The organism is Acidovorax benzenivorans, assembly GCF_028680575.1.
GTDB lineage: Bacteria > Pseudomonadota > Gammaproteobacteria > Burkholderiales > Burkholderiaceae_C > Acidovorax > Acidovorax benzenivorans.
The window spans coordinates 300747-318759 of record NZ_JAPCKI010000005.1 but is presented as its reverse complement, the minus strand read 5'-3'; the positions used below and the strand labels follow the sequence as shown (position 1 = coordinate 318759).

Annotated in this window: 12 protein-coding genes; 2 read left to right on the top strand and 10 right to left on the bottom strand. The window is 65.4% G+C overall.

Annotated elements, in window-relative coordinates:
* Positions 1–8: 8 nt before the first annotated feature.
* Entirely contained in the window at positions 9–1646 is a 1638-nt protein-coding gene (locus OIN59_RS11690) for an ABC transporter permease (protein ID WP_274110585.1), read from the bottom strand.
* A gap of 119 nt (positions 1647–1765) precedes the next feature.
* On the opposite strand from OIN59_RS11690, the gene OIN59_RS11685 reads away from it, so the two are divergent.
* Complete coding sequence (locus tag OIN59_RS11685; protein WP_274110444.1) at positions 1766–2830, top strand: ABC transporter ATP-binding protein; 1065 nt, start codon at positions 1766–1768, stop codon at positions 2828–2830.
* 85 nt (positions 2831–2915) lie between these two features.
* Here OIN59_RS11685 and OIN59_RS11680 read toward each other — a convergent pair whose 3' ends face one another.
* The 7 genes from OIN59_RS11680 to OIN59_RS11650 form a co-directional block, all read right to left on the bottom strand.
* Positions 2916–4148 carry a Yip1 family protein gene (locus OIN59_RS11680; protein ID WP_274110442.1) on the bottom strand — a complete coding sequence of 411 codons (1233 nt, stop codon included), beginning with the start codon at positions 4146–4148 and terminating at the stop codon, positions 2916–2918.
* A 176-nt stretch (positions 4149–4324) separates the two neighbouring features.
* The gene (locus OIN59_RS11675) at positions 4325–5062 is read right to left on the bottom strand and encodes a lysophospholipid acyltransferase family protein (protein WP_274110440.1); all 738 of its coding nucleotides are present in this window, start codon (positions 5060–5062) and stop codon (positions 4325–4327) included.
* A 27-nt stretch (positions 5063–5089) separates the two neighbouring features.
* Positions 5090–6385, bottom strand: a complete 1296-nt coding sequence (locus OIN59_RS11670; RefSeq protein WP_274110438.1) for a dihydroorotase — start codon at positions 6383–6385, stop codon at positions 5090–5092.
* Positions 6386–6464: 79 nt separating this feature from the next.
* Positions 6465–7427: an aspartate carbamoyltransferase catalytic subunit gene (locus tag OIN59_RS11665; RefSeq protein ID WP_274110436.1), complete on the bottom strand. Its 963-nt coding sequence runs from the start codon at positions 7425–7427 to the stop codon at positions 6465–6467.
* Between the two features lie 2 nt (positions 7428–7429).
* Complete coding sequence (gene pyrR / locus OIN59_RS11660) at positions 7430–7951, bottom strand: bifunctional pyr operon transcriptional regulator/uracil phosphoribosyltransferase PyrR (RefSeq protein ID WP_274110434.1); 522 nt, start codon at positions 7949–7951, stop codon at positions 7430–7432.
* The gene (gene ruvX, locus OIN59_RS11655) at positions 7948–8379 is read right to left on the bottom strand and encodes a Holliday junction resolvase RuvX (protein ID WP_274110432.1); all 432 of its coding nucleotides are present in this window, start codon (positions 8377–8379) and stop codon (positions 7948–7950) included. The genes pyrR and ruvX overlap by 4 nt, the downstream gene beginning before the upstream one ends.
* Positions 8376–8975 carry a YqgE/AlgH family protein gene (locus tag OIN59_RS11650; protein ID WP_274110430.1) on the bottom strand — a complete coding sequence of 200 codons (600 nt, stop codon included), beginning with the start codon at positions 8973–8975 and terminating at the stop codon, positions 8376–8378. Before OIN59_RS11650 ends, ruvX begins: the two co-directional genes overlap by 4 nt.
* A gap of 21 nt (positions 8976–8996) precedes the next feature.
* On the opposite strand from OIN59_RS11650, the gene OIN59_RS11645 reads away from it, so the two are divergent.
* Entirely contained in the window at positions 8997–10481 is a 1485-nt protein-coding gene (locus tag OIN59_RS11645) for a cryptochrome/photolyase family protein (protein WP_274110583.1), read from the top strand.
* Between the two features lie 46 nt (positions 10482–10527).
* Here OIN59_RS11645 and OIN59_RS11640 read toward each other — a convergent pair whose 3' ends face one another.
* Both OIN59_RS11640 and OIN59_RS11635 read right to left on the bottom strand, forming a co-directional pair.
* Positions 10528–11700 carry a PilT/PilU family type 4a pilus ATPase gene (locus tag OIN59_RS11640; protein WP_274110428.1) on the bottom strand — a complete coding sequence of 391 codons (1173 nt, stop codon included), beginning with the start codon at positions 11698–11700 and terminating at the stop codon, positions 10528–10530.
* Positions 11701–11807: 107 nt separating this feature from the next.
* On the bottom strand, positions 11808–18008 hold the full coding sequence (locus tag OIN59_RS11635; protein WP_274110426.1) for a hybrid sensor histidine kinase/response regulator: 6201 nt from the start codon (positions 18006–18008) through the stop codon (positions 11808–11810).
* Positions 18009–18013: the final 5 nt, after the last annotated feature.

Genomic DNA, 18013 nt, shown 5'->3' with positions numbered 1-18013 from the left:
TTGTGGAGTCAGTGTCGGCTGCGCAGCGTGCGGCTGAGCAAAATCACCGGCACCAGCCCCACCACCACCAGCGCCAACGACGGCAATGCGGCCTCACCCAGCCGCTCGTCGCGCGCGAGCTGGTACGCCACCACCGCCAGAGTGTCGCTGTTGAAGGGGCGCAGCACCATGGTGGCGGGCAGCTCCTTCATCACGTCCACAAACACCAGCAGCACCGCAGCGGCGGTGGACCGCTTGAGCAGCGGCCAGTGCACGCGCGCCAGCAGGCCCGCGCTGCCCATGCCCAGCATGCGGGCCGAGTCATCCAGGCTGGGCGGAATCCGTGCGTAACCGCTCTGCATGGACTGCAGGGCCACCGCACAGAACCGTACGAGGTAGGCCCACACAATGCCGAATGCCGTGGCCGTGACCAGCGCGCCCACACCCCACTGTGGCATGGCCGCCTGCAGCCAGCCCACAGGCAACAACAGCCCCACCACAATAACGGCGCCCGGCACGGCATACCCCACGCTGGCCAGTTGCACCACACCGCGCGTGATGACGTCGGGCTGGCGGCGCACCGCAAAGGCCAATGCAAGCGCAATGGCGACGGCCAGCGCGGCGGTGATACCCCCTAGGCGCACGCTGTGCCAAGCCCATTCCATGAAGCGCTCCCACGGCAGCACCGACCAGTCAGCCGCCAGCGGCCGCAGCATGAAGACCACCGGCGCCACAAAACCCATGACCACCGGTACGGTGCAGACCGCCCAGGCAGCCCAACGGCGCGCGCCACGGAGCAGCAGCGGCTGCGCCTCTGCCGAGCCTGCGCGCCCGCCGCCGGTGGCGAAACGCATGCGTTTTTGAGCGCGGTGTTCCAGGTGAAGCAATGCCATCACCACCACCAGCAGCATGGTGGCCAGCTGCGCGGCGGCCAGGCGGTTGTCCATGGACAGCCAGGCCTTGTAGATGCCCGTGGTGAAGGTCTGGATGCCAAAGTAGCTGGCCACGCCAAAGTCGGCCAAGGTTTCCATCAGCACCAGCGCCACGCCTGCAGCCACGGCCGGGCGTGCCAGTGGCAGGGCCACCGCGCGAATGCGGCGCGACAGCGGGGCGCCCAAAAGGCGCGCGGCCTCCATGAGGTGGGCAGCGCGCTCGCCCAGCGCCGTGCGCGCTAGCAGGTACACATATGGGTACAACGAGAAGATGAACACCCACACCGCGCCGCCCAGGCTGCGCACCTCAGGCAGCAGGCGGCCTTCCAGGCCGAAGGCATTGCGCAGACCCACCTGCAGCGGGCCGCTGAACTGCAGAAAGTCGGTGTAGGCGTAGGCCGTCACGTAGGCGGGCATGGCCAGCGGCAGCAGCAGCAGCCATTCAAACGTGCGTCGGCCCGGAAAGTCGAACAACGTCACGGTGGCCGCAGCCAAGGTGCCGACCACGGCAGCGCCCAGCGCCACCAACAGGCTCAGCCACAGTGTGGTCCACACATATCCGGGCAACACGGTGGCCGCCATCTCGCGCAGGATGGCGCCGGCCTGCGCATCGCCCTGCCCCATGGCCGACCACGGCAACCACGACGCCAGCACGGCCAGCACCGGCAAGGCCAGAAAACCTGCAAACAGGATCAGCGGGATGCTGCGAAGGACAGAAGAAGGCGTGCGGCGCAAGGCAAGGGGCTCGGCAGAAGGAAGAAAGCGCACACCTCGCTGCGAGGCATGGCCCAGCAGCGCTCAGGAACGCAAATGCGAATTTTAAGCATTCACTCCGCCCCGCCTAAAATGCGCAGATGTTTCTTGAGGTCTCCCAACTCGAAGTGCGCTACACAGGCCGCACACAAGCCGCCGTGCAAGGCGTCACGCTCAACCTGAAAGCGGGCGACATCGGGGTGCTGATCGGCCCCTCCGGCTGCGGCAAGACGACCCTGTTGCGCGCCGTTGCCGGGCTGGAGCCCGTGACGGGTGGCGAAATCCGCCTCACCAAAAGTGTGGTCAGCAGCGCCACACTGAGCGTGCCACCCGAGCTGCGCCGTATCGGCATGGTGTTCCAGGACTATGCGCTGTTCCCGCACCTCTCGGTGGGCCGCAACGTGGCCTTTGGTATCCACCAGCTGCCCCGGGCCGAGCAGGCCGCGCGTGTGGCCGAGGTGCTGCAACTGGTGGGCCTGACGGGCAGCGAGCACCGCTACCCGCACGAGCTCTCTGGCGGCCAGCAGCAACGGGTGGCCCTGGCGCGTGCGCTGGCGCCCCGCCCACAGCTCATGCTGCTGGACGAGCCCTTCTCCAACCTCGACGTGGACTTGCGCGAGCGTCTGGCGCACGAGGTGCGCGGCATCCTCAAGGCCGCAGGCGCCACGGCCCTGTTTGTGACACACGACCAGTTCGAGGCGTTTGCGATCGGCGATGTGATCGGCGTGATGAACGAAGGCCACCTGCACCAGTGGGACGATGCGTACACCCTGTACCACCGCCCCGCCACGCGTTTTGTGGCGGACTTCATCGGCCATGGTGTGTTTGCACCAGCCACGCTGGTCCAGCGCGGCAACAACGTGGTGGCGCAGACACCCTTGGGCGACCTGACCGACCTGGACGAGTGCCCCCTGCCCAGCAGCTACCCCGCTGGCGAATGTGATGTGCTGCTGCGCGCCGACGACATCGTGCACGACGACCATGCACCCGTGCAGGCGCAGATCGTGCGCAAATCGTTCCGGGGGTCGGAGTTTTTGTACACCTTGCGCCTGGCCAGCGGCCATACGGTGCTGGCCCATGTGCCCAGCCACCACGACCACGCGCTGGGCGAGTGGATCGGCATCCGCGCCCAGGTGGACCACGTGGTGACGTTTCCGCGTGGCTGAGGCGGTGATGGGATAAAAATCGGCCGGATGCGCCAGTCGGGCATGCCTTTCATGCTATTTATTCAATAGCATTTCACCATTCATTTCACGACTTGCCCTTGCGCTGCAGGCCCTCCAGCCCGTTCAGGTCCACCTGCGACATCAGGCCACGCAGCTCTTTCACGCCGATCTTGTCGCCCTCGATGCTGACCACCAGGCCGTTCTTGAGGATGGTCTTGAACTCGGCGTGGCTGCCATCCTTGTCGTAGCGCTGGTGCAGGGTGCGGCCCCCCTCTTGCCACGTCTTTTCGGCGCTGGTCTGGTCTTCCTTCTCGCCCTGCACCATGCCCATGGCCATCACCGCCATCTGTCCCAGGCCGCCCACGTCCACGATCTCCAGGCGCAGCTGCTTGTCGTCGCTGCCGTATTGCGCGCTGGCCTGGCTGGTGGGCAGGCCCAGGGCCGCACCGTCCTGCACGTCAAAACCGGTGCGGGGCAGGCCTGCCAGCTTCTCGGGCAGGGCCGCCTTGAGCGACTGGGCCGCAATGGTCTGACCACCACCGAGTACGCCTGCGGCGGCCTTGGCGGCATCGCCCGTTGCGGCAGCGATGGCGGCCGGGTCCTGGCTCTTCTGAGCCTCTTCCATCTTGCGGGCGGCTTCTTCCATCTTTTTACCAGCAGCCTCCAGGCCCGAAGTGTCGATGGACACCTTGCCGCCTGGCGTGTTCATGGTGATCGCAGGGGCCCCGGCATCGCCAAACAGCGCACCACTGCGCGGCATGAAGAGCGCACTCACGGACCCGATGACCACGCCCATCACGATGGCCGCGATGATGACCACCACCGTGTAGCCCACCGACTTCGCAGGGGCGCTCTTCATGAGTACCGGCAAGCCGGTGTAGAGCAGGTAGATGGAGTACAACGCCGCCAGCAGGCCCAACATGGCCAGCGAGGGCAGCAGGCTGAACACACCGCCCAGCATCGCGGCCGTGCTGGCGTACACCGCCACCTTCAGCGCCTGGATGGCGTTCTTCTGCCCGCCAAACGTGGGCGCCAGCGCATCGATGATGAGCCCGAGCACCCACAAACCCACCAGGCTCAGCCCGTACGACACGACCATGTTCACCAGCCCGGAGACGAAGGGCACACGGATGGTGACGCCGAAGCCGCCGAAACCGATCAGCGACATGCCAATGAAGCCGCATACCGCCGGAATGGCGGCCAGGATCATGGCGTAACGGGTGAACAGAGTGGCTGTGTCGGTGGCCTCCGTGTCGATGGTGGCCCAGGTCTCTTTGGGTTGCAGAAGAATGCTCTTGGCGCGTTCAATCAGGTTCATGGTGCCCTCCCGGCAATGTGCAAAGGCCTGCAATGGTCAGCAGGCGAATGGAAAGCGCGGACGATACGGGAGATTGCGCAAAGCGGACCAGCACAGCCGCTGCCAGCGCGCCCCAAAGCGTGCAATATGCACGCTTTTGCCGCACAAAGACGGCCCTTGGCACACAGGCGCAGGGTTCAGGCTTTGCGCAGTTGATCGACCGTGTCGTGCAGGTGCTGTGTCCAGGCACGGCGGTCGCGCTCGCCTGCCAGTTCGGGCGGGCCGTAATGCACCACGGCCTCGATGGGCGGCGCACACAGCGTGCGCCAGATCGAGCCCACCAAGGTTTCGTCGCCGATGTAGCTGGGCGCAAAACTGGTAGCGCCCGTGACCTTGTCGGCAAAACGCAGGCCTACGGGTTGCACCGGCGCCTGCGCGGCCACGGCGGCCTGCAGCAGGTTGGCATGGAAGGGCAGCATCTCACGGCCATCGCCCGTGGTGCCCTCGGGGAACACCGCCAGCACCTCGTGGCGCTCCAGCGCCTCTTGCATGGACCGCACCATGCGCAGCGCGTCGCGGCGCGAGCTGCGCTCGATGTAGAGCGTGCCTGCGGCCGTGGCCAGCGTGCCGATCAGCGGCCAGCCTTGCACGTCGGATTTGGAAACAAAACGGCAATGCCGCGCCGCATGCATCACCGGGATGTCGAGCCAAGAGATGTGATTGGCCACCAGCATCACCGGCCCGGCCACCGGGGGCTGCCCCAGGATGCGCAAGCTGATGCCTGCGTGGGACAAGAGCTCCAACGACCACACCTGCACGCGGGCATGTTGCTGGTCGGGCGACAGCGCCGGAAACCGCAGCGCCACGATCCACAGCCCCTTGGCAATGTGGCCCAGCAGGCGCAGCAGGCGCCAGCTGGCAAGCAAGGACTTCACCGCAGGGCCTCGCAGCGTCTCACTGCCTCAACCCCGGTCAAAAGCCACCTGGCCACCGACAAGGGTCATGCGCACGCGGCCCGGCAACTCGTAGCCCGAGAACGGCGTGTGTTTGCCCTGGCTGCGCAGCGCGTCGTCCTGCACCGTCCACGCGGCCTGCGGATCAAAAATGCACAGGTCGCCTACGCCGCCTTCCACGATCTGACCCACGCTGGCCTGAAGCGTGCCCAGCGCGTTGCCCAACACCCGGGCGGGCTCGGACGTGACCACGGCCAGCGCACGTTGCAGCGGCACGCCACTGCCCTGCGACCACTTGAGCGAGAGCGACAGCAGCAGCTCCAGCCCCGTCGCTCCGGGCTCGGCCTCGGCGAACGGCAAGGTCTTGGCGTCTTCATCGACCGGGTTGTGGTCCGACACCAGCGCATCAATGGTGCCATCGGCTAGCGCGGCGTTCAGCGCATCGCGGTCGCGCTGCTGGCGCAGCGGGGGCGACAGGCGGGCGCGGCTGTCGAAGAAGCCGATGTCCACATCGGTGAGGTGCAGCGAGTTGATGCTGACATCGGCCGTCACCTTCAGGCCCTCGACCTTGGCGCGGCGCAGCAGCTCCACGCCCGCCGCACTGCTGATGCGGCACAGGTGCACACGGGCGCCGGTGGTCTTGAGCAGCTCGAAGATGGTGTGCAGTGCAATGGTCTCTGCCGCCACGGGCACGCCCGACAGGCCCAGCCGCGTGGCCAGCGGACCGCTGGCAGCCACGCCCTTGCCCAGGTGCATCTCTTGCGGGCGCAGCCACACGGTGTAGCCAAAGGTGGCGGCGTACTGCAGCGCGCGCTGCAGCACCTGGGTGCTGGCCAGCGGCACCTCGGCCTGGCCAAAACCCACGCAGCCGGACTCGGTCAGCTCGGCCATCTCCGTCAGCACCTCGCCCGCCAGGTTGCGGGTGAGCGCCCCCAACGGGAACAGGCGCGACTGGTGTAACTTTTCGGCGCGGAACTTGAGCATTTCGACCAAACCGGGCTCGTCGAGCACGGGGTCGGTGTCAGGCGGACAGACCAGGCTGGTCACGCCACCGGCCACGGCGGCAGCCATCTCGGATTCGAGCATGCCTTCATGCTCGTGGCCGGGCTCGCGCAGGCGCGCCGCTAGGTCCACCAGGCCGGGCAGCACGATGCAACCGGTGGCATCCACCACGCGCTTGGGTGCAAAGTCGGGCGGCACGCGGTTCACGCCTACGATGCGGCCTGCCGCGATGGCGATGTCACAGGTCTGGTCGAGGCCCGAAGCGGGATCGATCACACGGCCGTTCTGGATCAGTATCTTCATGATTTCAAGCCAAATAGGCCGCTAGCGCTTATTGGATAAGCGCTAGTAGCTATAAAAACAGGAGTATCCATTCTGAACGTCACGCCTCATTCCCGGCGACGATGGACATCACGGCCATACGCACCGCAATACCGAAAGTCACCTGCGGCAGGATCACGCTCTGCTTGCCATCGACCACGGCCGAGTCAATCTCCACGCCGCGGTTGATGGGGCCGGGATGCATCACGATGGCGTCTGGCTTGGCCAGTTGCAGCTTCTCCTGCGTAAGGCCGAAGCTCTTGAAATACTCTTGGCTGGACGGCAGCAGCGCACCGCTCATGCGCTCGTTCTGCAGGCGCAGCATGATGACCACGTCGGCGTCCTTGATGCCTTCTTCGAGCGTGTGGCACACGCGCACGCCCATCTGCGCCATGTCGGATGGCACCAGCGTGCGCGGCCCCACCACGCGCACTTCGGCGCAGCCCAGCGTGGTCAGGCCGTGGATATCAGAGCGCGCCACGCGCGAGTGCAGCACATCGCCCACGATGGCCACGGTGAGGTTGCTGAAGTCCTTCTTGTAGTGGCGGATGGTGAACATGTCCAGCAGCCCTTGCGTGGGGTGCGCATGCCGACCATCGCCCGCGTTGATCACGTGCACATGGGGTGCCACATGCTGGGCGATGAGGTACGGCGCGCCCGACTCGCTGTGCCGCACCACGAACAGATCGGCCGCCATCGCGCTCAGATTGGCGATGGTGTCCAGCAGCGACTCGCCCTTGCTGGCCGAGCTGCGCGCGATGTCCAGGTTGATCACGTCGGCCGACAGGCGCTTGGCCGCGATCTCGAACGTGGTGCGCGTGCGGGTGCTGTTCTCGAAGAACAGGTTGAACACGCTCTTGCCGCGCAAGAGGGGCACCTTCTTGACCTCGCGGTCGCTCACGCTGACGAAGTTGGCGGCCGTGTCGAGGATGTGCGTGACGATGTCACGCGGCAGGCCTTCGATGGACAGCAGGTGGATGAGTTCGCCGTTGCCGTTGAGTTGGGGGTTGCGCTTGTGCAGCACGGTCAGGCCTCTTTGACTTGGAATTGGAAGGTGCCGCTGTCGTCGCGCGCCAGGGCCAGCGACTGAGTGGCAGGCAGCGCCACGCGTGCAGCGGCAAAGTCGGCCTGCACCGGCAGCTCGCGCCCGCCACGGTCCACCAGAACGGCCAGGCGCACATTGTCTGGGCGGCCGTAGTCGAACAGCTCGTTGAGCACGGCGCGGATGGTGCGGCCGGTGTAGAGCACATCGTCGAGCACCAGCACATCGGCACCGTTCACGTCGAACGGCAGCGTGGTCTGCGCACCAGCCGACAGGCCACGCTGGGCAAAGTCATCGCGGTGCATCACCGACGAGAGCACGCCCGCAGGCCCTTCCAGGCCCAGGTCTTTTTGCAGGCGCTCGGCCAGCCAGGCACCGCCCGAGGCAATGCCCGCCAGGCGCGTGGTGGGGGTCAACATGCTGCGCACACCGCGCAGCAGCTCGCGGTACAGCGCCTCGGCGTCAAGCACCAGACTGCCGGACGTTCCGGGGGATGGGGTGGTCATGGGAGATTCCTCAAAAACTGTTCCAGGATGATGCAGGCCGACGCAGCGTCGGCGTCCTTGGCACCGCTGGCAATGGCTTCGGTGGTGCTGTAGCGCTCGTCCACCTCGAACACCTGCAAACCGAATCGGCCGCGCAGCTGGCGGCCGAACTTGAGCGCGCGCTGGGTGTTCTCGTGGCTCGCACCGTCGGGGTGATAGGGCACGCCGATCACCAGCGCGTCGGGCTGCCACTCCTTGATGCGCTCGGCCACATGGACAAAGCGGGCGTCGCCCTCGGCCTGGATGGTGCGCTGTGGCGTGGCACTGCGCAGCATGCGGTTGCCCGTGGCCACGCCCGTGCGCTTGAGGCCAAAGTCAAAAGCAAGAAAGGTCTGGAAATGCGCAGGAACGGCTGGCGGCTGGATGGGCTGAGCGGGCACGCCAGTCATGCGTGCCCCGCCTCGGGCGACAGCATCCAGGCCTTCAGGCCCAGCAGCGCCAGGGCACGGTCGTAGCGCTCGGGCACAGGGGTGTCGAAGATCACCGACAGATCGGCCGCCACGGTGAGCCAGGCGTTCTCGGCCAGCTCCGATTCAAGCTGGCCCTCGCCCCAGGACGAATACCCCAGCGTGATGAGCACGCGACGGGGGCCTGCGCCTGTAGACAGGGCTTCGAGCACGTCCTTGGAGGTGGTCATCTCCAGTCCGCCGGGGATAGTCATGGTGGAGGCGTAGGCCGACTCGTCGGTTTCGGCCCGGTCCATGAGCATGGGCTCGTGCAGCACAAACCCGCGCTCGGTCTGCACGGGGCCACCCTGAAAGACGGGCTCTTTGGTGAGGTCCTCCCGACGCAGGGACAGGTCCACCTTGTCAAACAGGCCTTTGAGGGTGATGTCCGAGGGCTTGTTGATGATGAGGCCGAGTGCACCGCGCTCGCTGTGCTCGCACAGGTAAACGACGCTGCGCGCAAAAGACTCATCTTCCAGGCCGGGCATCGCGATCAGGAAGTGATGCGTCAGGTTGATGGGCGCAGAATCAAAAGACATCCCGCAATTTTAACGGTGAAGATGCCCCCCGCCCCCGAGCCCTCCTACCCCCGTGGCCTAGCCTGGTTCCGCCGCGACTTGCGCGCCCAAGACCATACAGCCCTGTACCACGCACTGACGCGCTGCGAGCAAGTGTTCTGCGCCTTTGTCTTCGACAAGGACATCCTCGATGCCCTGCCCCGCGCCGACCGGCGGGTGGAGTTCATCCGGGAGTCGTTGGTGGAGCTGGACGGTACGCTGCGCGCACTTTCGCAACAGGAGCGGGGAGGCCTCATCGTGTGGCACGCGGTGACCAGTGATGCCATTCCGGCGCTGGCCAGTGCCTTGGAGGTGCAGGCCGTATTTACCAACCACGACGACGAACCCCAGGCCCTGGAGCGAGACCGACGGGTGCGAACCCGACTGGCCGCTGCAGGCAAAGCCTTTCACACGTTCAAGGACCACGCCCTGCTGGAGCGCAGCGAGGTGCTGACGCAGACCGGCAACCCGTACAGCGTGTTCACTCCTTACAAGAATGCCTGGCTAAAGAAGATCGATGCGTTCCAGCTCAAGAGCTATCCGGTGGAGCGCCACGCCCACCATCTAGCAGCACGCCCACAGGCCTATTGCCAGCCCGTACCCACCTTGCGGGACCTCGGATTTGAGCCCACAACGCTGCCCCAGTTGCGCCTGCCCACCGGTGCGCGGGGAGCGCAACAACTGTTTGACGAGTTTCTGGGCCGCATTGCGCGGTATGAGGACACGCGCAATTTTCCGGCGGTGAAAGGACCCAGCTACCTCAGCGTGCATCTGCGTTTTGGCACCATCTCGCCACGCTTGCTGGCGCGTACGGCGCACCGCCTGATGCTGGAAGGCAACCCGGGCGCGACCACCTGGCTGAGTGAGCTGATCTGGCGCGACTTTTACTTTCAGATCCTGCACCACCATCCGCATGTGGTGGGCCGGAGCTTCAAGCCCGCCTACGACGCTATTCAATGGGAATCAGGCCCCGATGCAGATGCGCTGTTTGCTGCCTGGTGCGAGGGCCGCACCGGCTACCCGCTGGTGGATGCAGCCATGGCGCAGATCAACCAGACCGGTTACATGCACAACCGCCTGCGCATGGTGGTGGCGAGCTTTCTGGTCAAGGACCTGGGCATCGACTGGCGCCGGGGCGAGGCCTACTTTGCCACCCACCTCAATGACTTCGATCTGGCCGCCAACAATGGTGGCTGGCAGTGGGCCAGCTCCAGCGGGTGTGATGCCCAGCCCTATTTCCGCATCTTCAACCCCGTGAGCCAAAGCGAGAAGTTCGACCCGGAGGGCAAGTTCATACGCCGCTACCTGCCCCAGCTCGCAGCGCTCCCGACCAAGGCATTACACGCCCCCTGGCTGGCACGCCCCCTGGAGCTGCAGGAAGCCGGTGTACGCCTTGGAGATTCGTACCCCTTGCCGGTGGTGGAGCACGACGCCGCGCGGCAACGCACGCTGGAGCGGTATGCCGTGGTGAAGACATTTACGGATTGATCGCACCGCCTCCAACCCTGCGGAAAAAGCGGATTGACTGGCCCCGTCAGTGATGCGCCGTGGGTGGCGAATCTCCCTGCGGTGGCTCTTCCGGCGTCATCTGCATGCCCTCGCCGCCCAGCGATGCACCGGCTGCCAGCCGCAGGCGCAAGCGTACGTCGGTGCGGTTGTCGGCATTGGCGATGGCTTCTTCGGGCGATATGGTGCCCGCTTCCACCATGCCCAGCAGTGACTGGTCAAAACTCCACATGCCTTGCTCGCCACTGCGGGTGATGGCGGTCTTGAGTTCGTCGATCTGGCCCTTCTGGATCAGCTCGGCCACATAGGGCGTGAGCAGCATGATCTCGGTAGCGGGCACCAGGCGGCCCGCGAGGCCCGACACCAGGCGCTGCGCTACCACCGCTCGCAGGTTGAGGGACAAGTCCATGAGCAGTTGGCGGTGGGCGTCCTCAGGGAAGAAGTTCAGGATGCGCTGCACCGCCTGATTGGCGTTGTTGGCATGCAAGGTGGACACGCAGAGGTGGCCAGATTCCGCATAGTGCAGCGCGTGCTGCATGGTGGCTCGGTCGCGGATCTCGCCGATCATGATCACGTTGGGCGCCTCGCGCATCGCACGGCGCAGCGCCTCGTCATACGACAGGGTGTCGAGCCCCACCTCGCGTTGGGTGACTAGGGACTTTTTGTGGCTGTGCAGGTATTCGATGGGGTCTTCCACCGTGAGGATGTGTCCGCCAGTGTGCGTGTTGCGATGGTCCAGCAACGCCGCCAGGGTGGTGGTTTTGCCCGAGCCTGCTGACCCCACAGTCAACACCAGCCCCCCTTTGAGGAACGCCAGCCGCTGGAGCACGGGCGGCAGCCCCAGTTCTTCCAGCGTCGGGATCCGGGCGATCACATGGCGGACCACCATGCCAACCTGTCCCCGCTGCATGTGCACGTTCACGCGAAAGCGCTCGCCCTCGGCGGTCTGCAACGAGAGGTCGCACTCCATCGTGGCCTCGAACTCCTTGCGCTGTGCCTCGCGCAAGATGGAATAGGCCATCTGTCGCACATCGTCAGCAGCCAGCACTTGCTGGGCGATAGGCACAAAGGCACCCTGGCGCTTGATGGTGGGCGCTGCACCCGCCAGTAAGAACAGGTCAGACGCCCGCTCACGCGCCACCAGTGCCAGACAGGCCAGCAGCCGGGGGTCCGGGGAAGGGGGTGGCGACAGCGGGTCCATCAGGGTGACCTTACCCACTGTGCCCGCGCACAAGCGCGGGAGAAAGCGGCAACGGAGCCCCCCCGACCCAGGCTAACCCGCAGGGTCGGGAGCGGTCCTGCATCGCGTCAGGCCTCTGCGGCCGCAGCGATGCGGGCGTAGTGCTGAATCAGGCTCAGCAGCTCTTCGTCAGAGTACGGTTTGCCCAGGTAGTGATTCACACCCAGCTCCATCGCATGCTCGCGGTGCTTTTCAGCAATGCGCGAGGTGATCATGATGATGGGCAGATCGCGCAAAGCGCCGTCTGCACGGATGTTGCGCGCCAGATCGAAACCGTCCATGCGGGGCATTTCGATGTCGGACAGCACCACCGTCGGGCGCTCTTCCTGCAGCCGCTCCAACGCCTGCAGGCCATCGGCCGCCAGCGCCACACGGTAGCCTTCGCGCTGCAGCAGACGTTGCGTCACGCGGCGCACGGTAATGGAGTCGTCCACCACCAGCACCAGCGGTACCTGGCTGGTGCCCGCCAGCTGGGGCGACACCACAGCCTTGCCCGCGCTGCCTGCACCCTGTGCATCGGGCGCGGGAGCCATGTCGGCACTGGCCGCACGCACCTGATCGCCATACACGGTAGCCAAGGCCACCGGGTTGTAGATGAGCACCACGGCACCCGACGCCAGCACGGACATACCCGCCAGGCCCGGCAGACGGGACAGCTGCGGCCCCAGATTTTTCACCACCACTTCCTGGTTGCCCAACACTTCGTCCACGTGCAGGGCAATGCGCTGGGCAGCGCTTCGGAAAATCACCACCGGGCGGGTCTTGCCCGCTGGCTCGGTGCTGCGCGTGGAGGACTGCAGCAGAGCTCCCGACCAGAAGAACGGGATTTTCTCCATGCCGTCGTCAAACACGCCGGTCCGATAGGCCTCTTCGAGGTCAGGGGCCGAGGTACGACGGACGATCTCGACCACGTTGGCCGGAACGCCAATCGCCAGGTCGCCCGAGCGCAGCATCACCACCTGCGTCACCGCTGTGGTCAGCGGCAGCACCATGCGGAACGCCGCACCCTTGCCGGCCTCGGTGGAGGTCTCAATACGGCCACCGAGCGCATTGATCTCAGCACGCACCACGTCCATGCCAATGCCACGCCCGGCCAACCCAGTCACCTCAGAGGCCGTCGAGAAGCCCGGCATGAAGATCAGGTTGGCGGCTTCGGCATCGCTGAGTTCCACACCGGGTTCCACGATGCCCTGGGACAAGGCTTTTTCGCGGATACGCGGCAGGTTCAGGCCCGCACCGTCATCGCGGAACTCGACCGAGACGTCGTTACCTTCATGACGCAGATCCACCGTGATCGTGCCAGAGGCGGGCTTGCCCGCCGCCGCCCGCACTTCGGGGTCCTCGATGCCATGGGCCACACAGTTGCGCAGCAAATGCTCGAACGCAGGGGTCATGCGATCCAACACGCCACGGTCCATTTCGATGGAGCCGCCAGTGATGTCCAGCTTGATCTGCTTGCCGGTTTCCTTGGAGGCCTGGCGCACCACGGCGTACAGACGCTCGGCGATGCCCTCGAACTCCACCATGCGGGTACGCAGCAGGTCGCGCTGCAGCTCGCGTGCCTGGCGGCCCTGGGCAATCAGGTCGTCTTCGGCGCCTTCCATGGCGCGCTGCAGATTGCGCTGCACCGTGGCCACGTCATTGACCGACTCGGCCATCATGCGGGTCAGCTCCTGCACCCGTGTAAAGCGGTCGAACTCCAGCGGATCGAAGCCTGCCGCAGAGTCTTTGGACAGCGCCAAGCGCGACTGCATCTGGGACTCGGCTTGCACCTCGATGTCGCGCAATTGCTGGCGCAAGCGGTCCAGGTTGCCCGACAGATCAGTGAGCGAGCTGCGGAACTGCCCCAGGCGCGCATCCAGGCGCGAGCGGCTGATCATCACCTCGCCCGCCTGGTTGACCAGGCGGTCCAGAAGCTGCGCACGCACACGCACCGACTGGTTGGCGGCCACCCGCAGGGGCGCCAGTTGGGACGGCCCAGGCAGACGCACGGCCGGAGCCGATATCGCCAGTGGTTTGGCAGAAGGCGCGGCCGCTGAGGGGACGGAGGCTTCGGCCGCATCCGCCACATGGGCACGAGAGACGGGCGTGGCTTCGACCGGCAGGGCAACCACGGTGTCAGAGGGACTCTGACCAATGGCACGCAGTGCCTCGAAGTTGGCTTGCAGGCCGTCGAAACTGCCTTGCAGCGGCTCGATCTGGTCGGCCGTGACGGTGTCTACGTCCAGCTGCTCAATCGCTGATTCCAGCCGGTGGGCCATTTCACCCAGGCGCATCGCCCCAGCCAGTCGTGAACTGCCTTTGAGCGTGTGCAGAGCCCGCAACACTTCGCTGCGGGCGCTGAGGTTGTCAGGGCGTGAGGCCCATTGCCGCAACGCACCACCGAGCTGGGGCAGCAACTCGGCCGCTTCTTCCTCGAAGATGGGGAACAGGTCGGGGTCGATGACGTCGATCGCATCGATGTCGTCGTCCGCGTCCGGGATCGAGGCAATAGCGTGCGCGATGGCATCGTCAATGCGCTGATCGTGGTCATGGACGACTGCAGACAATGCAGGCGCTACGTGGCCCCCCATTGGCACAGGAACCACAGGCGCTTGTGCCACGGGCTCCGGCTCGGGGGCCAAGCCGGCCACCGATGCTTCGGAGGCGTCCCGCTCTGCGGCATCGAGATAGGCCTGCGCATCTTCCTCGGGTGGAGACTGGGTGCTGACCACCTCGGTTTCCAGGATCTGGCGCAACTGGGCCAGCACTTCCGGGCTGGGCTCCTTGAGAAACCCCGCAGCAAACTGATGCAGCAGGCGGCGGATGTCTTCCGCTGCAGCCATAAAGGCTGCAGCCTGCTCCTGGGTTCCCCCCGATTGCAGCTGGACATGCTGCAGCGTGTGCTCCAGCATGCGGGCCATTTCGGACAAAGCCGTGAAACCGACGGTGGCGGAACTGCCTGCCAGCGAATGCGACAGGGCAACGGCCATGTCGGGCAAGGGCTCGTGCAGCTCCAGCGCCCACTCCTGCAAGCAGGTGACAAGGCGACGCGACCATTCATCGGCCTCGTTCAGATAAACGTTGTACAGCGGGATACCGATGCGCAGCGTGTCGATGACCTTGACGGCATCGTCGCTGCCACCTTCTTCCTGCGGCAGGGCATCGAGCAGATTCGACACCTCTTGCGCGGGCTCCACATCCGCACCAACGTCCAGTGGCAGTGCCTCGGAGCTTGGCATCGTCTCAGCGGCGGGCGCCCGCGATTCGGCCGCCTCGGCAGACTCGGCCTCCAGCAGCTTCTCCAGCTCGGCGACGTCCAGGGCTTCCAATCCATCCGACGGCGTGTCGGCATCGACACTCACCACATTCAGCGGCTCGGCAGCATCCAACACCAGCTCTTCTGGCAGCAGCAGCGCATCACCCAAAGCGTCTGCCGGAGCCTCCAGCGGCGCATCGACCAGGTCTGGATGGGTAACCTCTTGCGCGGGCGTTTCGGCCGCCACGGGCTCCAGATCAGGCAGTTCCAGGTCAAGGACAAAGTCCACGCTGGAAGGATCAACCACCGGTGCGGGTTCGGGAGCGGACTCGTTCAGTGCGGCTGTGAACACCGAGAAGTCGATCTCCTCAGCCGCCTCCGGCGCAGCACTGGCGGCGTCGGCAAGCGGTTCGTGCACATGCTCCGAGATCTCGGTGGCCTGGAAATCCGGCACCGTCAGTTCGTCGTCGAGCGCCTCGGCGGAGAGGGCTGCTACCAGCTCCGGCGTAGCCTGAGGTACTGTGGGTTCGGGCGCAACACCACCATCGACTGGCATCACCAACGGCACCAGCGTGCCGTCCAGCCGCATGGCGTCAGCAGACCGGCGGAAGGACTCGGGGTCCCAACCCGTCGCGCGGCCCGCAGCGATGTCATCTGCCCAACGGCCGAAGGCATGCAGTGCGTCCGTTGACAACTGCAGCAAGCTCGGCTGCATAGGCTTTTGTTCGGCCAGCCAGACGTTAAGCACCTGCTCCATCGACCAGGCCGCTTCACCAAAGTCGTTCAGCCCCACCATGCGCGAGCTGCCCTTGAGCGTATGGAACGCGCGGCGCAATGTGGTCTGCTCGCCGAGGTCACCTGGTTCACCCCGAAGCTGGTCAATGGCAGCCAGGCCATTAACCACCACTTCGCGCGCCTCTTCGAGAAACACCTCAAGCAGTTCGTCTTCTACATCGGGCACCACAGCCGGCACGACTGCGGACACAGGAAGAGAGGCTTCCGCCGACGCCGGTGTAGCCATGGCCACGGCCGGGGCAGGTACGTCAAAGGAGATATCCGGGGCCAGACCCATCGACTGTGCCGCCACGCCTGAATCGGCCGCGGGGGCCGGCTCAAAATCAGGGAACGGCGCAAAGTCCGTGGGTTCGCTGACAGGCTCCTGCACCGGAAAGCGGGGAATCACGTCAGGCACCAGGGTGGCAGAGCGTTCTTCCAGCTTGGCGGGCGCTTCTTCCACCGCATCGGAAGCGCGCGCACGGGTTTTGCCCATGAGAATGCGCAGCTCGCCCAAATCTTCGTCATACACAAAGAGCTTGCGCGCCATGGTGCGCTGGTAGCTCAGCATGTCGATCAAGAAGCCCAATGCGCCCAGGCTATTGCCCAACTTTTCAAACACGCTCTGGCGCTCTTCTTCGGGCACCTCGTTGATCAGCAGGCGCTCCACCGTATCTCGCATGCGGACCACGGCCAGGGATGCCTGGTCCAATCCCAACACCGACAACACGCCACGCATCTGCGCAAGGTGCCCTGGCACGGTCGCCAGCACACCAGTGTCCGTGGGGTTACGGAAAAACTGATCCATGGCCTTCTCGGCCTCGCCCAGAGTCACTCGGAGCTCATCGACTACGCTGCCCATGGTCTGGTTGTCGCTGACCCGGCGGTACAGCTCTTCCATCCATTGTTCGAGCGGTTCAGGCTCGGCACCGGCCGTGACCGCGTCCAGGCGCTCTGCGAGACGGCTGGCACGGGCTTCCATCTGTTCGTCTGCCGCGTCCAACTCTTCAAAAGCTGCCTGCAGGTACAGCACCGAAGTGGCCACCTCCATCGCCAGCGCGGGCGACGGGGGTTCGCCCGATCGGGTGGTCGAATCGAGGGCACGCGTCAACGCCTGCGCCAGGTTTTCGCTGCCCGGATGGAGCTTACGCAGCGAATCGCACACCAGACTGAACTGGTCTGCGGCTGGCTTGAGTTTGTTGCGGTCACCACCTGCCAGCGCCGACCAGGTTTCTGTAGCCGAAGCAATGCGCTTGCGCGCCTGCGTCAACACCGCCGGGTCAAAGCGTCCGAAGCGGGCTGTCTCGTAGTCCACCGGCTTGAAGCGGTCTAGCGCAAAAGCCTGGCGGACAGCACGCAACGAGGGGGCAGCATCCTCCGCCAAATCTGCCACCCTGGCCTGCGAGCAAAAGAAGAGCAGGTCCTGCACCAGCCGGTCGGCGATCGTCGGATCGCCCTTGGCCAACGTGGCGTACTGCATGAGCACACGAGACGCCACACGCTTGACGTACACATCCGGCGGCAAAAGGCCCGAACCAAACGCCTCGAAGAAACCTGCGCAGATTTTCCAGAAGGCACGCGCCTGCCGGTCTGTTTGCTCAGCCACAAAGCCCTGACAGGTATCGCGCAAGCTCAGGGCAGCCTTGAGGTCACCCGATTTAACAATGCGCAGCACCGCCGCATCCAGCCGCGCCCGCGCCTCGGGGCCGTAGGGCAGCGGTGGGCGCGACACAGCACCTTCCGGCTCGCGGAAACGGCGCTCCACCGGCCACAAATCGGCGGGGTGCACCCGGTCTGCGCCTGCCAAGGCCTGTGCATCGCGATACTGCGGAAACAGGGCCACCGGCGAAACGGCTTTGCCCGCCAACACGGTTTCGAGGTATTCGATCAGCGCAAAACTGGCGCGCTCGATCACTGCGGCAGCGTCGTCGCTGCAGGTTTCGGGGCGCTGCACAAACTTCTGCACCGCCGACTCCATGGACCGCAATACGAGCGCCGGTGGGCCCATGCCCACCATTTCCAATGCGCCGCAGGCTTGGTGCAGTTGCTGGCGCGCAATGCGCAGGGGGCCAGCGTCGAGCGCCGCCAGATCAGACTCGCGCGCTGCCTCGGCATCGCGCACAAAACGCCGCATCGCCTTGACGGCGCCGTCCAGCGATTTGCGAAGCTCGTCAAGCACCCAAGCCAAAGGACCCAGGTCCTGATCTCCCTGGGTCCCGTCAGCGGCCGGTGCATTGTTGACATCAATAGATGACATGGATT

Excerpts from the sequence above, each read along its gene's own strand:
- OIN59_RS11685 (WP_274110444.1), top strand. The coding sequence starts at position 1,766 with ATGTTTCTTGAGGTCTCCCAACTCGAAGTGCGCTACACAGGCCGCACA.
- OIN59_RS11680 (WP_274110442.1), bottom strand. The coding sequence starts at position 4,148 with ATGAACCTGATTGAACGCGCCAAGAGCATTCTTCTGCAACCCAAAGAG.
- OIN59_RS11670 (WP_274110438.1), bottom strand. The coding sequence starts at position 6,385 with ATGAAGATACTGATCCAGAACGGCCGTGTGATCGATCCCGCTTCGGGC.
- pyrR (WP_274110434.1), bottom strand. The coding sequence starts at position 7,951 with ATGACCACCCCATCCCCCGGAACGTCCGGCAGTCTGGTGCTTGACGCC.
- ruvX (WP_274110432.1), bottom strand. The coding sequence starts at position 8,379 with ATGACTGGCGTGCCCGCTCAGCCCATCCAGCCGCCAGCCGTTCCTGCG.
- OIN59_RS11650 (WP_274110430.1), bottom strand. The coding sequence starts at position 8,975 with ATGTCTTTTGATTCTGCGCCCATCAACCTGACGCATCACTTCCTGATC.
- OIN59_RS11645 (WP_274110583.1), top strand. The coding sequence starts at position 8,997 with ATGCCCCCCGCCCCCGAGCCCTCCTACCCCCGTGGCCTAGCCTGGTTC.
- OIN59_RS11640 (WP_274110428.1), bottom strand. The coding sequence starts at position 11,700 with ATGGACCCGCTGTCGCCACCCCCTTCCCCGGACCCCCGGCTGCTGGCC.
- OIN59_RS11635 (WP_274110426.1), bottom strand. The coding sequence starts at position 18,008 with ATGTCATCTATTGATGTCAACAATGCACCGGCCGCTGACGGGACCCAG.